The 15,024-nt window shown below is 45.8% G+C and carries 14 protein-coding genes; 6 read left to right on the forward strand and 8 right to left on the reverse strand.

What is annotated here, in order from left to right:
* Nucleotides 1–67 precede the first annotated feature (67 nt).
* From map to DSM107010_RS11525, 3 genes are all read right to left on the reverse strand, one after another.
* Nucleotides 68–898: a type I methionyl aminopeptidase gene (map, locus tag DSM107010_RS11515; RefSeq protein ID WP_015156399.1), complete on the reverse strand. Its 831-nt coding sequence runs from the start codon at nucleotides 896–898 to the stop codon at nucleotides 68–70.
* A 182-nt stretch (nucleotides 899–1,080) separates the two neighbouring features.
* Nucleotides 1,081–1,488, reverse strand: coding sequence for a plastocyanin/azurin family copper-binding protein (locus tag DSM107010_RS11520; RefSeq protein ID WP_342669349.1), 408 nt, complete (start codon nucleotides 1,486–1,488; stop codon nucleotides 1,081–1,083).
* A 255-nt stretch (nucleotides 1,489–1,743) separates the two neighbouring features.
* Nucleotides 1,744–4,653, reverse strand: coding sequence for a M16 family metallopeptidase (locus DSM107010_RS11525; RefSeq protein WP_127023012.1), 2,910 nt, complete (start codon nucleotides 4,651–4,653; stop codon nucleotides 1,744–1,746).
* A 1,378-nt stretch (nucleotides 4,654–6,031) separates the two neighbouring features.
* Here DSM107010_RS11525 and DSM107010_RS11530 point away from each other — a divergent pair.
* The 3 genes from DSM107010_RS11530 (at nucleotide 6,032) to DSM107010_RS11540 (ending at nucleotide 10,157) form a co-directional block, all read left to right on the forward strand.
* Nucleotides 6,032–7,354 (forward strand): diaminobutyrate--2-oxoglutarate transaminase family protein, encoded by a 1,323-nt coding sequence (locus tag DSM107010_RS11530; RefSeq protein WP_015156401.1) that lies wholly within the window; start codon nucleotides 6,032–6,034, stop codon nucleotides 7,352–7,354.
* A 6-nt stretch (nucleotides 7,355–7,360) separates the two neighbouring features.
* Entirely contained in the window at nucleotides 7,361–8,869 is a 1,509-nt protein-coding gene (locus DSM107010_RS11535) for a pyridoxal phosphate-dependent decarboxylase family protein (protein ID WP_127023015.1), read from the forward strand.
* 67 nt (nucleotides 8,870–8,936) lie between these two features.
* Nucleotides 8,937–10,157, forward strand: coding sequence for an aminomethyl transferase family protein (locus DSM107010_RS11540; RefSeq protein ID WP_015156403.1), 1,221 nt, complete (start codon nucleotides 8,937–8,939; stop codon nucleotides 10,155–10,157).
* 3 nt (nucleotides 10,158–10,160) lie between these two features.
* On the opposite strand, the gene DSM107010_RS11545 is transcribed toward DSM107010_RS11540, so the two are convergent.
* Entirely contained in the window at nucleotides 10,161–10,610 is a 450-nt protein-coding gene (locus DSM107010_RS11545; protein ID WP_015156404.1) for a VOC family protein, read from the reverse strand.
* Between DSM107010_RS11545 and DSM107010_RS38345 the strand changes: the two genes are divergently transcribed.
* Nucleotides 10,609–10,752: a hypothetical protein gene (locus DSM107010_RS38345; protein WP_158631773.1), complete on the forward strand. Its 144-nt coding sequence runs from the start codon at nucleotides 10,609–10,611 to the stop codon at nucleotides 10,750–10,752. The two genes, DSM107010_RS11545 and DSM107010_RS38345, sit on opposite strands and share 2 nt — an antisense overlap.
* Here the strand turns inward: DSM107010_RS38345 and DSM107010_RS11550 are convergent.
* Nucleotides 10,741–11,250: a TIGR02652 family protein gene (locus tag DSM107010_RS11550; protein WP_015156405.1), complete on the reverse strand. Its 510-nt coding sequence runs from the start codon at nucleotides 11,248–11,250 to the stop codon at nucleotides 10,741–10,743. The two genes, DSM107010_RS38345 and DSM107010_RS11550, sit on opposite strands and share 12 nt — an antisense overlap.
* Before the next feature lie 177 nt (nucleotides 11,251–11,427).
* On the opposite strand from DSM107010_RS11550, the gene DSM107010_RS11555 reads away from it, so the two are divergent.
* Together DSM107010_RS11555 and DSM107010_RS11560 are read left to right on the forward strand one after the other, a co-directional pair.
* Nucleotides 11,428–11,988 carry a gamma carbonic anhydrase family protein gene (locus DSM107010_RS11555; protein WP_015156406.1) on the forward strand — a complete coding sequence of 187 codons (561 nt, stop codon included), beginning with the start codon at nucleotides 11,428–11,430 and terminating at the stop codon, nucleotides 11,986–11,988.
* A 221-nt stretch (nucleotides 11,989–12,209) separates the two neighbouring features.
* On the forward strand, nucleotides 12,210–12,335 hold the full coding sequence (locus DSM107010_RS11560) for a photosystem II protein Y (RefSeq protein ID WP_015156407.1): 126 nt from the start codon (nucleotides 12,210–12,212) through the stop codon (nucleotides 12,333–12,335).
* A gap of 59 nt (nucleotides 12,336–12,394) precedes the next feature.
* On the opposite strand, the gene DSM107010_RS11565 is transcribed toward DSM107010_RS11560, so the two are convergent.
* The 3 genes from DSM107010_RS11565 to DSM107010_RS11575 all read right to left on the reverse strand — a co-directional run bounded on the left by DSM107010_RS11565 (nucleotide 12,395) and on the right by DSM107010_RS11575 (nucleotide 14,977).
* Nucleotides 12,395–12,922 carry a tetratricopeptide repeat protein gene (locus DSM107010_RS11565; RefSeq protein ID WP_015156408.1) on the reverse strand — a complete coding sequence of 176 codons (528 nt, stop codon included), beginning with the start codon at nucleotides 12,920–12,922 and terminating at the stop codon, nucleotides 12,395–12,397.
* A gap of 173 nt (nucleotides 12,923–13,095) precedes the next feature.
* Complete coding sequence (locus DSM107010_RS11570) at nucleotides 13,096–14,433, reverse strand: TRAP transporter large permease (protein WP_041463399.1); 1,338 nt, start codon at nucleotides 14,431–14,433, stop codon at nucleotides 13,096–13,098.
* Entirely contained in the window at nucleotides 14,417–14,977 is a 561-nt protein-coding gene (locus DSM107010_RS11575) for a TRAP transporter small permease subunit (protein WP_015156410.1), read from the reverse strand. Before DSM107010_RS11575 ends, DSM107010_RS11570 begins: the two co-directional genes overlap by 17 nt.
* Between the last annotated feature and the right edge of the window lie 47 nt (nucleotides 14,978–15,024).

The raw sequence follows: 15,024 nt of genomic DNA on the forward strand, positions 1-15,024 counted from the left end.
ACGTTATTTAATCTAACAGGACAGGCAAGATGCCCATCATACAGCAGCCATACTGCCTCATCTGAAATTACACCAAAGAGCGATCGGTGAGGATTTCGTAACCGCTTTCTGTCACCAAGACGGTATGCTCGAACTGTGCTGACAGGGCATTATCTACCGTTACAGCCGTCCAGCGATCGGCAAGAATGCGCGTAAATCTCGATCCGGCATTCAAAATTGGCTCAATTGCTAGCGTCATTCCAGCACGGAGTTTAACGTTAGGCATTTCCCGAGTACGGAAGTTGAAAACCGAGGGTTCTTCGTGTAAGTTTCGACCAACACCATGTCCGGTGAAGTCTTCGACAATCGTAAAACCATTTGCCTCTACGTGGTCTTGAATTGCCCCTGCAATATCCATCAAATAATTTCCAGCCTTAACTTGCTCGATCCCTTTATAGAGAGATTCTTCAGCAATGCGGATCAGTTTAGTTGCTGTCGGACTAACTTCACCAATGGCGATCGTAATGCAGGAATCGCCGTGGAAACCTTGATGGAAAGCGCCTGTATCGACTTTTAAGACATCCCCCGTCTTCAAAACTTTTTTTGGATTGGGAATTCCATGTACGACTTCATTGTTAACACTGGCACAAATAGAAGCAGGAAAACCGTGATAACCCTTAAAGCTAGGAGTTGCATCCATTTCGCGGATGCGCTTTTCAGCATAGGCATCGAGATCGGCAGTCGTCATCCCAGGCTGCACCATCTCAGAAATCTCTTTTAATACCGTTGCCACAATCTTAGCTGACTGCCGCATGATTTCGATTTCACGGGGAGATTTGATTTCAATACCCCGCCGTTGCTTTTTTTGGCGCTGAGATTGAGCAGGTTGTTGAGGGAGGAGATTACTGAGAATATTCATGGAGTTTTATGGGAACAGATGGGGTGACTGTGTGAAACAACCGATCTAGGTTTGATGCGATCGCGCTTGTCTATAAATTTGTTATCTGAATTTGTTATCCAGGCTAACGATTCAAACACCTTCTCTATTTTAATTTACAGTCCTTCACTTTGAGCCGATTGTGGTTTTGATTGTAGTTTGACTTAGGCGGCGATCGCGATATTCCCCTTCATTCCTGCTTCTGTATGCCCGGGAATCGGACAGCGCAAAGCGTACTTACCCGATTTCAAAGGTACAAATACCCATTCTGCCTTGGCTCCCGGTTTGAGTTCCAATTCATGGATCGCCCCTTTAATCTCTACATTGCCAGCTTCTACTTTTTGCGTCCAAATTCCATCAGCAAAATCCTTCGCCGTGAAATAGTGTTTCTGCGGACTAGGATTTGTCAGCACGAGTTTGTAACGTTTAAAGGCAGATAATTCTAAAGAATCTGGCACAAACTTCAGCTCGTTACTAGCAGTCCCCAAGCTGACGGAAATTTCTGTCGCTGGCTGACGCAACAAGTCTACAGATGGGGCTGTACTCGTCGCCGCTTGAGCTAAATTTGGCATAGCGATCGCAGTACAGAGTATTAACCCTGCCACAAGAAAGAATTTTTTTAAATAGCGCATCATAAAATCTCCCTGTGATGGTAGATATCTAACTCGTTAAGGGCGGGAGTCGAGAGTCAAGAGGGGTGAGGAGCGAGGAGTTAGGAGTTAGGGAAATTTGGAATTCAGAATTTGGCAAAGCGCAGCAGTTTATCCCCTGCTTCCTTGTCTCCCTTGTCTCCCTTGTCTCCCTTGTCTCCCTTGTCCCCTCACTCCTCACTTCCCTTGTGCTGTAGCACTACCAGGACCAGCTGTAACGATCGCCAGCTTATCTGGTTGCAACAATTCTTTTGCTGCCAGATTGACTTTTTCTAAAGTGACAGCTTGAATTTTTTGTGGGAAGTCGCGTAATTCCGCTTCACCCAGCCCGAAAACAGCATTCATTAAGATCGTACTAGCAAGAGCGTCAGGACTAGCAAGGGAAACAGTATAACTACTGGTAAGAGAGCGCTTAGCTGCCTCTACTTCCTCTGCTTTTACGCCTTGAGTTTGAATTTGTTGCATTAATTTGCGGGCGCTGGCGATCGCTTTTTGAGCATCAGTTGGGTCGGTTTGCATTCTAATTGCGAATGGTCCGGCATGTCTGCCAGCTTGAAATGCACTATAAATGCCATATGTCAACCCTTGGCGATCGCGAATTTCCGTGCCTAAGCGACTAGAAAGCGTATCGCCACCCAAAATTTGATTCAATACCAAAGAGGTATAGTAACGCGGGTCTTTGCGGTCAATTCCCCGATATCCCAAAATCGTAATCGATTGCGTTTTCCCTGGCATAATCGGGTTAAACTGCTTGACCTTCGCTGGTAGAGATACATCTGGATAGGCGATCGTTGGCGGTTTGCCCGTTCCTTGCCACTTGGCTAATTGTTGCGTTAACAGCGATCGCACGGCTTTTGGATCGAAGTCTCCTAATAAAGTCAAAATCGTTTGGTCGGGACGGTAATGAGTTTGATAAAACTCCACTACCTGCTGACGGTCAATACTCTGTAAGCTTTCCTTCGTTGGGAAGGTATGGAAAGGATGATTCGCAGGATAAATCGTCTGTTGAAACTTCCGTTGCGCTACCCGTCCGGGATTATCCAAGTCTATTTTGAGTTGAGTCAGGGCGCGTTGGCGCGATAGCTCTAATTCGCGATCGGGAAATGTGGCATTTTGTACCACATCTGCCATTGTTTGAATCACTACAGGCAAATCTGTTTTTAAGCTATAACCGCCAATTTCTACGCCTTCGCGATTCGCAGAAAAACCTAGACTTGCGCCTCTATCCTCTAACGCCTTAGCAAGTTGCAAAGCATTCTGATTCTTCGTCCCATTCATTAGGTTATCTGCGGTCATACTTGCCAAACCACCCGACTGATTCGGATCGAATTCCGTCCCTGCCTTGATATAACCGCTCAAGGTCACGGTTGGCGTGCTAGAGTCGGGCAGAAGCAACACCTGCAAGCCATTATCCAAAGTAATTTCTTCCGGTAGCCGCCGCGCTTTCGGTGTAGCCGCAACATCTACTGATGGTAAGTATTTAGCCACTTCTGCCGGATCGACAGGTGGACCTAAGTTAAAGCTTTCCGCAGTTTGACCAGTTCCCGCCCCAGCACCACCAGGTTGTCCGGCGATTTGGGTAGGTTCAAACTTGCCAACGGTGCGTTTCTCGGTAGCTAAGTAAGTATTTGCTACCCGCTTGACATCATCTACCGTTACCTTATCCAAAGCTGCCAGGTAGCGATCGATGTAGCGATAATCTCCGGCAGTGGTTTGGCTGTAACCCAGTTGTGTAGCCTGGGAACTGATATCGCGATTGCTCAAAATTATCGTTGCTTTGAGTTGGGCTTTGGCGCGGTTGAGTTCTTCCGGCGTGACTCCTTTATTTCGCAAATTCGCGATCGCCTGCTCTTGAACTGCTTCAATTTTATCTAACTGTTGCCCAGGAGCCGCCGTAGCCGAGAGTTCGTACCAACCCCCTGCCATCATATTCGCCGTGCCACCGCCTGCCGCACTCGCTAAACCCGATTCCACCAAAGCTTGATACAATCGAGAACTCCGCCCTTCTGTCAAGATATAATCCATCGCATCCAGTGCGGGAACATCAGGGTGATTCGCATCCGGCAAGGGATACACGACTTGCAACGTCGCCGCCGCCCCTGGTTCCTTGAGTACGATAGGCTTACTGTTAGAACGAGCTGAGGGAGCTGAGGAAGAGTTTATTCCCCCTTGTCCCCCTTGTCCCCCTTGTCCCCCTAATCCCCACTCCCTTCGGTCGTGGGGTCCCCGAGTTCCCCCTTGTCCCCCGACTCCCGACTCCCGACTCCCGACTCCCGTTCCCTTCACCCGATCCGGTACTTTGCCAAAAACCTCCTTCACCGCTTTTAACGTTGGTGCAGTGTCAAAATCTCCTACTACAATCAATGTAGCGTTGTCGGGGCTGTAAAACCTGTTGTAATAATCTCTGACTTTTTCCGCAGTAAACTTTTCCACGTCAGCTTTCGTACCACCTACAGGCAAACCATATGGAGAGTTAGGAAACGCCGCACGCCTCACGGCGCGATCGAGGCGATAAGTAGGACTATTCTCATAACCCTGTAGCTCAGAGATGACAACTCGCTTTTCACTTGCTAGTTGCTCGTCATTAATTAGCGCATTCTGCATCCGATCTGCTTCAAGTTCCAGCAGCGCCTTCAATTTATTTCGTTCTACCGTGCCAAAATATGCTGTTTGGTCGAAGCTGGTAAAAGCATTGGACTCGCTACCTAAAGCACTAAACAGGCGACCAAATTGAATTGGACGGGTCGTCGTACCTTTAAACAGCATATGCTCCAATTGGTGGGCAATACCGTTTACCCCTGGAGCTTCATTGCGCGATCCGACTTTGTACCATACCTGGACGCTAACGACTGGTGCAGTATGGACTTCTTTAGTTAAAATCGTTAGACCGTTTTCCAGTATTGTTTTACGGACATCTTCCGTGACGGATAGAGGCGATCGCGTGACTGTAGCAGCAGGACGCTGAGAGTCAGCAGCAGCGGGAAAACTCAGCGTTATTCCATTAGCCAAGAACAGCACTCCACTCAGACAAAGAGTGAATGGAATCACAAATAGCCGATGACGGCGTAAATAAGTAAAAATCCGCATGAATTGTTTCGATTGACAGTCAGTGGTTGCTAAGTTCAGTAGTCTTATTGACTCTACTGTAGTCCGCCGACCGCAACTTAGGGATTAGCATTTGTTTACCTAAGCATCGACTTTTGTTTAATTTTTTTATCTCAATCTATCTGCGATCGCCTTTCCTCCAACACTCACTTATTCAATCTCCATTCGCCGCAGACTTAAATAAGTGAGTTGAGAATCCTGGATATTCATCAACTCATCTAGTTGTGTACGTAGTCTGCGTAATACCGACGAGATCGCCCACAATCATGAATCAATTCGCAATTCAATATTCGCCCCATAATTTATATATTCTTAAAATAATTCAAATCCAATTTTCACCGTTGCTTTACAATTTGCTCTAGTCATTCTCTGTAGTTTCATGCAATAACTTTTAACCTACTTAAAGATTTAAATAATGCTTTATACAAAACATTAAATTTGAACTAACTGGGTTATAATAGCTGCATTCTAATCGGTTAACCTGAAAAGGGTATGGATGAATTTATCTAAATATTTTTTTATCTAAAATAGAGACAGAAAGCTTAATTTTCGTATTATCGCTGCGTCCATAAACCTAACAGTTTGTAGCATTGTTAAACATGGATTATGTGCATTAGCTTTGTAATGCATAAATAGATACGATTGCTGCACAGTCTTTATTTATTCAATAGTTGTTTTTCAAATTCACTTGTATTATATAGAGGAGTAAGTGTACGAACCTGTATGAGATAATACTTTATTTGCTTACGCTAGATATATCCTAGTGATTATACTTACTAAGTTCTAAGTAAAAAAAAACACATTGAGTATTTTTATTTCTTGCGGAAAATACTAGTTGACAATCTTAAGAAATAATGAAATTATCGAATCATAACGAGTTTAAATCTTTGCGATAAGAAATTCTAAACTCGGTCAACTCAAATAACATAAATAAGATCGAAAACAAGTGACTCTTTGTTGCTTGAATATCTATATTATGTATTGAGTAAAAACCTGATAAATATATGTAGAAATCATCTGCTATCCTTCATTTCCTATCGATATATATTCAGTGATTTTAGAAAGCTATATGCCTGGCTTTTCATCTGAATTTAACTATTTTGAAGTAGTGCATGAGATATCTCCAGTTTGAAGTTTTGCCAAACATAGGTAAAAGGCATGGTGAAAAAAAATATCTTTGACAGCTAAGAGCTGTAGAAATAGTTTCTTGTACTCAACTCAGTAGGATTAAACATGTTCAGATGACTTCTTTAGCTCTGGTATAGCTCTTATAACGTAGCTATCTCAAGCGAGTTCTGTGCATTGCAAGCTATGTTATTTCTCTTGACTTAACTCATTCACAAATTACTCAGGACTATTCATGGTAACTATTATTAAGCGATCGACTCCCATTTTAGAAAGGCAAGCTCGCCGCGAATCAAACGCGCGAACATACGCTCGAAACTTGGGGTTAGCAATATCAGAAGCTAAGGGCATTTACGTTAAAGACGTAGATGGCAAAACATACATCGACTGCTTAGCTTGCGCGGGTGCATTACCTCTAGGACACAACCACCCAGCTGTCAAGCAAGCAATCTACGACGCACTCAATAACGATCTGCCCATGCAGACATTGGATCTGATCACGCCAATTAAGGATGAGTTTGTTTCCGAGTTATTCGAGTCCTTGCCAGCAGAATTTAGCAAAAATGCCAAAATTCAATTCTGCGGTCCCTCCGGTTCCGATGCCGTTGAAGCTGCACTCAAGTTAGTCAAAACGGCAACAGGTAGACGGGCAGTTGGTGCTTTTCGCGGTGGCTACCACGGCATGACTCACGGTTCTTTGGCACTGATGGGAAGTTTAGGTCCCAAAATGCAAGTTCCAGGGTTAATGCCAGATGTTCATTTCTTCCCCTACCCTTATCATCATCGCTATCCTATCGGTACGGGCGACTGCGAGCAAGATTATCAACAGTGTAGCCAATACCTAGAGACAACCTTGGGCGATCCAGAGGGTGGCATTCTTCCCCTAGCTGGTTTAGTCATGGAAATCGTTCAAGGTGAAGGTGGTGTAATTCCAGCACCGGACGCTTGGGTGCGAGAGGTACGCAGAATTACGCGAGAACGAAACATTCCCTTAATTGCGGATGAAGTTCAGACTGGTCTAGGTAGAACAGGGACGCTTTACGCCTTTGAACGTTCTGGAATCATACCTGATGTTATCGTTCTATCCAAAGCAGTTGGGGGTAGCTTACCGCTAGCAGTCATTCTTTACAAAGATGAATTAGATGTTTGGCAACCAGGCGCACACGCAGGCACTTTCCGAGGCAATCAACTTGCAATGGCGACTGGACTCGCCACCATTCGCTACATCCGTGAAAATCAACTCGCTAGCTATGTTGAGCAAATGGGGATGCATTTTCAGATGCAGTTATGGCAAATCCAAGCCGAATTTTCCCACTTGATTGCCGACGTGCGGGGACGGGGGCTAATGGTGGGAGTAGAACTATCCGCACAAGTCAGACACCTGGGTCGCCAACTTCAAGCTGAGTGTCTCGATCGCGGTTTAATTATCGAACTAGGTGGTCGTAATTCCAGCGTCGTGCGCTTTCTACCACCTCTGATTATCGAAGCACCACAGATTGATGATGTCTGTCAAATTTTCCGAGATGCAGTTGCAGCTGTTGCCCAGGAGAACATTTAATCAAAAATGGACTTACAGCATTTTCTCAATCACAATCCTGAAAGCTTAGCCCAATACGCTCAAACTGTACAGCAAACTCAGAAGTTAATTCAGGACTGCCTGAGCCAGCAAGAACGAGTTTTCAGTGGCTTATCTCCCGCAACTCTCAGCGAGTTTCTCACTCAAAAGATTCTGCCAGAGCAAGGAATCCCGACTCAGCAAGTTTTACAAGAAGCTGTAGAGGCGATCTTCAGCCATTCGATCGCCGTACATCATCCCGATTGCGTGGCTCACTTGCACTGCCCAGTTTTAATTCCCTCTCTAGCAGCAGAAATGCTGATCTCGGCATTTAATCAGTCGATGGACTCTTGGGATCAGAGCGGTGCAGCGACGCTACTAGAGCAGAATTTGATTAACTTTATGTGTCAGTTGTATGGTTACGATGCCAACGCTGATGGCACTCTTACCAGTGGTGGCACGCAGTCAAATTTTATGGCGTTTATGCTAGCGCGGGATTATGCTTTGCAGCAACGTGGATTTACAAGTCAGCTGCACGGGTTGCCAAACTTAGCAGGGCGATTTCGGATTCTCTGTTCGGAGGTAGCACACTTTAGCGTTCAACAATCGGCAGCGATTTTAGGCTTAGGGATGAATGCAGTCGTGCGCGTCAAAGTTGACAAGAACTATCGCCTCTGTTCTCAACATTTGGTGCAGTGCTTAGAAGATATCGATCGCCAAGATTTGATTCCAATTTGCATTGTCGCAACAGCTGGGACGACAGATTTCGGTAGTATCGACCCGATCGCCGAAATGACTGCGATCGCCCACGAACACAACACCTGGTTGCACGTCGATGCTGCCTATGGTGGAGCGTTAATGCTCAGCGATCGCCATCGCCAGAAACTAGCTGGCATTCACCAAGCAGATTCTATCACGATCGATTTTCACAAACTCTTCTATCAACCGATTCCCTGTAGTCTGTTCTTACTCAAAGATAAATCTCGCTTTGAGTTGATGCGGCTGAATGTTGCTTACCTAAATCCAGAGCATAACGAAGACGAAGGCATTCCCGATTTAGTGACAAAATCAATTCAGACCACTCGTCGGTTTGATGCAGTCAAACCATATATTGCCTTTCGCGCCCTCGGGCGAGAATTCTTTGCTGGCGTTGTCGATCGCGGCATTGAAATCACTCAGCAAATTGCGGCACACATCGAGCAAGATCCGCAGCTAGAACTAGCAGTCAGCCCCGAAATGAGTACTGTTGTCTTTCGATATCGCTCCACCAATGCTGTAAATTTGGGCATCAAACAAGCCTTATTACAGACAGGTAAAGCCGTCATCGGTCAGACCGAAATCCAAGGCAAGGCATATCTAAAATTTACCCTGATTAATCCCCTAGTCACCTTCGATCGCACAGTTGCCCTCGTCGAAAAAATCAAACGTCTAGGAACAATGCTGAGCGAATCACCCCATTTCCTCCAACCTGCAATAGAAGCGGGAGTCGGGAATCAAAAGTCAAAAGTTAAAAGTTAAAAGTCAAAAAATTCTCTCACTCCCCACTTGCCACTTCTTCACACTACTCACTACTTACTGAAAACCTATGTTAAAACCAACACCCGTATATCCTAGAGTCGCAGCACTATGTAAGTCTCGGAAATGGCAGTCCTGGGAAGGTTACATCATGGCAGACACTTATAACTTCTCGATAATGCCTGAGTATTTAGCAATTCGCAATACGGCTGCTTTGTTTGATTTCTTTCCACTGTACGTCTATCTCATTCGCGGTGCAGATGCAGCTTTGTTACTGGATCGCTTGATTACGCGCAATATTAATAAGTGCAAAATCGGGCAAGTTATGTATACAGCTCTGTGCGATGCTGAGGGTAAGTTGCTCGACGATGGTACAGTTTATCGTTTTGACGAAACAACGTTTCAATTGACGACCAATACTCCAACTTTAGATTGGGTGCAGGCAAATGCCACAGGCTTGCGAGTCGAGATTCAAGACAAAACCCTGACAACTAACACCCTACCCTTACAAGGACCGAAATCCCGCACTATCCTAAATCAAGTTGCTGCTACTAACTTAGATGGGCTAAAGTATTTCAATTTCGTCGAGACAAAAATTCGCGATATCCCGGTGGTGATTTCCCGCACGGGTTATACAGGCGATCTCGGTTATGAAGTCTGGTCTGATGCTAAAGATGCGATCGCCCTGTGGGATATTTTGATGGAAGCAGGAAGCTCGGAAGGTATTCAGCCTGCTGGTTTCTACGCGCTGGACTTGGCAAGAATTGAAGCTGGTCTAATTTGGTACGAATACGATTACATTCCCTCCCGTCAAGCTCAAACCGACGCAGAAAAATTGTCTCCCCTAGAAGTCAGCTTGGCTTGGACTGTAGACTTTAGCAAGGCAAGTTTCATCGGTCGGGAAGCATTGCTGAAAGAAAAGGAACAAGGGGTACAGCGACAGTTGGTAGGATTGGAGTTAGATCGCCAGTTTCTCCATCAAACTTACGGCGAACAATCTTTGTTTTTACAAGATTTGCGTACCCCTTGGCGGACGAAGTTCCCCGTCCGCGTAGGAGAACAAACAATCGGTCAGGTAACGAGCGGCTGTTGGTCGCCCGCAGGTCAAAATTATATTGCGATCGCCTGTGTATCGTCCAACTACGCCCAAGCGACAACTTCCCTCACCCCCAAAATGACTGTAGAAATTCACGGGCAAACCATCCCTACCAGCATCAAATCTCTTCCCTTCTACGATCCAGACCACAAGCGTAGTACTGCAACTAGCGTTCCTACTTTGGCGCTAGCTTGAGGCTTAGACCGATTGTAGTTTGGGTAAAGTCCGAATAAATTCTAAGGGTAAACTATCAGTATCGGCGATAAATGCGACTTCATAAACGCGATCGCCGATTTGTTGTTGCGTGGGTTCTAATAAGACTTTTAAGGGTTGATACTGTTCTGGTTGGGTTTCAGCAGCTTGGGCAAATCGATCCTTTACAGAAGTTAACCAACTTGGTAAATCGGTAGCAGTATCGGTCAAATCAAACGATAGATGGTAATAACCTACGTAATGCTCGTCACCAAACGCATCTGGGGCGGGGCGCGGCTGGGGAATTTGAATTAATTCAATCCGCCCTCCTAATCCTTCCATCCAGCAAGCCAGAGTGTAACCCGTGGTAAAGCGATCGCACACAGTAAATCCTAACTGCTCGTAAAAGGCGATCGCTTTATGAATATTTGCAGTCCGAATGGAGACGTGGTGCATGACTAGGGACGAGGGGCGAGGGGCGAGGGGCGAGGGGCGAGGGAAAGAGGACAAGGGGGACAAGGAGGACAAGGGGGATGTAAAACTACTTTCTTCCCCTACTCCCTACTTCCGACTCCCGACTCCCTATTCACTCAAATAACCGGAAGTAGGGATAGCGAACGGGGACTCCTGGTTCTTTCTCTAGATCGAAATTAATGACTTCCCAGCAGGGTTCATCTAAAGGATCGGGGCTAAATTCTACGGGTAAGCCGTAAAGTCTGGGTTTGGTTTGGTCGGACTGCCCTTTCCAGGGGGTACTGCGCTCCAAGTAACCGCTAATTAAGTCTTGATAGCGACGAGCGATAATCACCCGCGTGGCGCGATAACCCTGTGTATACAGCCTATCCAGTGCTTCGTGAATTTCAAACCTAATACCGTCTGGGTGGGTATGTTGTCTGTACCACTCGTTATTCCAACGCCGCCAGTGGCGACCTGACTGGAGATGAATCAATTCACCTGTTTTCGGATCGGCTTCAAAAGCCCCATGACGCGGACATAAATAAGTATCCGTCAACGTTAGCGCCGGGATCGGTTGGCGACAGTGGGGACACGGAATTTCTGGACCAAATATTGGGTACTGCAAGCCTGGATTGATCATGAGGCGTAAACCAGAATACTGACTTGTCTACCACTGCCGTTGATTCGATTCTGTTTTTGCGACCAACTAGAGCTTTTTAGACCCACCACCGCCTCCTAAAGACTATCACATTGCGATTTTTTGTATAGAATAGCTACACCATTATAGATTTGGAATCTTAAGGTTTTAAGCTAAACGATGATTCTTAATCATCATATAGAACATTCTATCGTGTCTGCCCAATCCTACTGGTCAATTCCCGATCTTTCCCCGGCTGCCTTTGTTGCAGCTAATGCTGTCGTCATGGGCGCTGTCAAGCTGGCAAAAGGTGCGAGTATTTGGTACGGAGCCGTGGTGCGCGGCGATGTCGAAAGGATTGAAATTGGTGAATGTACTAATATTCAAGATGGCGCTATCTTACACGGCGATCCTGGAAAACCGACTGTTTTGGAAGATTATGTTACGGTAGGACATCGGGCGGTCGTGCATTCAGCTTACGTCGAGCGGGGCAGTTTAATCGGTATTGGCGCAGTAATTTTAGATGGTGTTAGAGTCGGAGCGGGAAGCATTGTGGGAGCGGGAGCAGTTGTGAGTAAAGATGTACCACCGCGATCGCTTGTTGTCGGAGTACCTGCCAAAATTTTACGGGAAGTCTCCCAAGCCGAAGCCGCAGAATTGATCGAACACGCTCGTCGCTACGAAAAACTCGCCCTCGTCCATGCAGGGAAGGGAACCGATCTAGGATTTTACCGAGACTAGGGACAAGGGAGACAAGGGAGAGGGGGGAGACAAGGGACAAGGGAGACTAGGGAGACTAGGGAGACTAGGGAGACTAGGGAGACTAGGAAGCAGTTTGTTTTAACTTTTGACTTTTAACTTTTGACTTTTGAAAAGGACTAGTCAATTTGTCGTTTTCGGCTAACAATTAAAGATGAGAAAATTTCAAAAATCTTTAAACTCTATTTAAGAGAGGAAGACATATGGACATCGATCTGCGCGTTGCTTTTGTTCTGCTACCAGTAATCGCTGCTGCTAGCTGGGCGCTATTTAACATTGCTCCTGCTGCAATCAGACAAATTCAAGGCTTTTTCAACAAAGAAGCTTAATTTGAGGGAGGGGGGGTTAAAAAGCTTAGGGTGCGTTATTGAACGCACCCTATTCTTCGCTAAGCAACCCGCTTGCGAAGAGATGCAGCCCGTCGTTTTGCCGTACTGTTTTTTGGTTCTGACTCTAATACTTGCTCGTAAGCTTGTAGTGCTTGGGTAGTCAAGTTCTTTCGTTCGTAGGCGTGACCGACGTTATTAAGCGCTGTAGTATAGCTTGGATATAATCTCAAGGCTTCTTTGTAGTTGCGAATTGCCAAGTCGTATTGGTCTTGAGCAAAATAAGCATAACCCAAGCCGTTGTAGATGAGAGCTAGATTTTCTGGGTTTTGCTCTTCTTGCTCCGCTGCTTTGAGTGCTTTTTGGAAATTGGCGATCGCCTGGGTGTAAAGTTTTTTATCTAAATAAATTCCACCCAACTCGTAATGCTCTTCAGCCGTGCCTTGGGCTTGAGACAACTTTTTTTGCAGTTGTGCCAGAGTACCTTCAACGCGGCGCGTTTTAAAGACTTGGCGAAAGATAGCCAGTGCCGTTCCGCCCAGCAGGACTAACAAGATTAGCAGATAGACAGCTGCTAGATTTTTATCCATTGGCTGTAATAACTCAAATGAAAATAGTGTTTCTATCTTAATTATCCTGCGACTGTGGTGGAGTTATTGTAATTTTGGTTGGATTAAACTTGTTTGAAGTCAAGGCGATCGCCTCAGACTCAGCCTCAGTGAATAGAATTCTTAGCCGCACGGACTCTCAGACAGATACGAGTTCAGCGAATCAGTGAGGGAAGAAAACTAACAATTCCAGGGAAGACGATAATCGCCAATAAAACGAGTAGTTGCAGGATGATAAACGGAACCACACCGCGATAAATATCTCCAGTAGTAACTTCGCGGGGAGCAACACCCCGTAGATAGAACAGAGCAAAGCCGAAAGGCGGAGTGAGAAAGGATGTTTGTAAGTTAGCTCCTAATACCACGCCATACCAAATGAGATTCAAGCCTAATTTCTGCGCTACGGGAACAAATAGAGGTACGACGATAAAGGCAATCTCGAAGAAATCGATAAAAAAGCCGAGGATAAACACCACCAGCATACTGACGAACAAAAAGCCGATTTCGCCGCCAGGTAGATTAGTCAGAACGTCAAACATGAAGCGATCGCCGTTTAAGCCGCGAAATACCAAACTAAAAGCGGTCGAGCCAATTAAAATAAAAATGACCATGCTGGTAATTCGCAGGGTAACGTCGCAAACTTGCCAGAGCGATCGCCAACTCAACTGACGGTTAAAACCAGCTAGTACTATTGCGCCCAAGCATCCTACTGCACCTGCTTCTGTTGGCGTGGCAATGCCAAAGAAGATACTACCTAACACTAATAAAATCAACAGCAAGGGCGGGATCATCACCTGTACAACTCGTTTACCCAAATTTTTTCCTGCTGCTGCCCTGACATCTTCTGGTAAAGCTGGGGCTACTTCTGGCTTGAGGAACGCTACAACTACAACGTGTATGGCAAATGCTCCTGCCATCATCAAACCAGGAATGACGGAACCAATAAATAGATCTCCAACGGAAACGCCCAACTGATCGCCTAATACGACTAACACTACGCTAGGAGGAATAATCTGTCCCAACGTCCCAGAAGCAGCAATTACGCCAGTAGCTAATCGTTTATCGTAACCGTATCGCAGCATGATTGGGAGGGAAATTAGACCCATTGCTACTACGGTTGCAGCGACTACACCCGTTGTTGCCGCTAGTAGCGCCCCCACAACCACGACTGCTAAAGCCAAACCTCCACGCAATCGCCCCAAGAGAATTCCCATTGTTTCCAGCAGATTCTCAGCGATACCCGACTTTTCCAGCATCGAACCCAGAAAGATGAAATAGGGAATTGCCAGCAGCGTGTAATTAGCCATGATGCCAAAAATCCGCTGAGGCATAGCCGTGAGAAAAATCGGGTCGAATACACCCAAACTAATACCTAGCAAGCCAAATAAAATTGCTACTCCACCTAAAGCAAATGCAACTGGGTAGCCGAAAGAAAGCAGTACCAGCGCCCCTGCAAACATCAAGGGACCCAACCACTCATAGTCCAGTTCCAGGGTTATCACTCTGTTCCTCCTGCTGCATTCGATTGGTGATAATAGCTAAGTTTTTGATGGCTTCAGAAATCCCTTGAAAAATCAGTAACACCAAACTAACGATAATCATCGTTTTGATTGGGTAGCGGAGTAATCCACCAGGATCGGGAGAAGTTTCGCCAATTCTCCAAGAGACAAGAATGGTGTCCCAAGAAACAACCAGCACGATGATGCAAAAAGGAATCAGAAATAATATTGTGCCTAAGAGATCGGTCAAGGCTCTGAGTTTGGGCGACCAGTTACGATGGAAAATATCTACTCGGACGTGATCGTTATATTTGAGGGTGTAGGCAGCACCCAAAAGAAATACAAGATCGAATAAATACCATTGAGCTTCAATTAAAGCGTTAGAACTCAAGTTTTGTCCTACTGCCCGTCCTAGATAGCGACCGACGACGTTCCAGACTCCGACGAGTACCATGAGCAGGACGAAGCCAGCCGTGAAGCGTCCAATCCATTCGTTCATCGTGTCGATGATTTTTGATATGCGTAGTAGGCTTTGCAAGGTGTTTTCCCTCTCCAAAGCGATAGATGTAGCATTCTATCAATAAG

Source organism: Chroococcidiopsis cubana SAG 39.79, from assembly GCF_003991895.1.
GTDB lineage: Bacteria > Cyanobacteriota > Cyanobacteriia > Cyanobacteriales > Chroococcidiopsidaceae > Chroococcidiopsis > Chroococcidiopsis thermalis.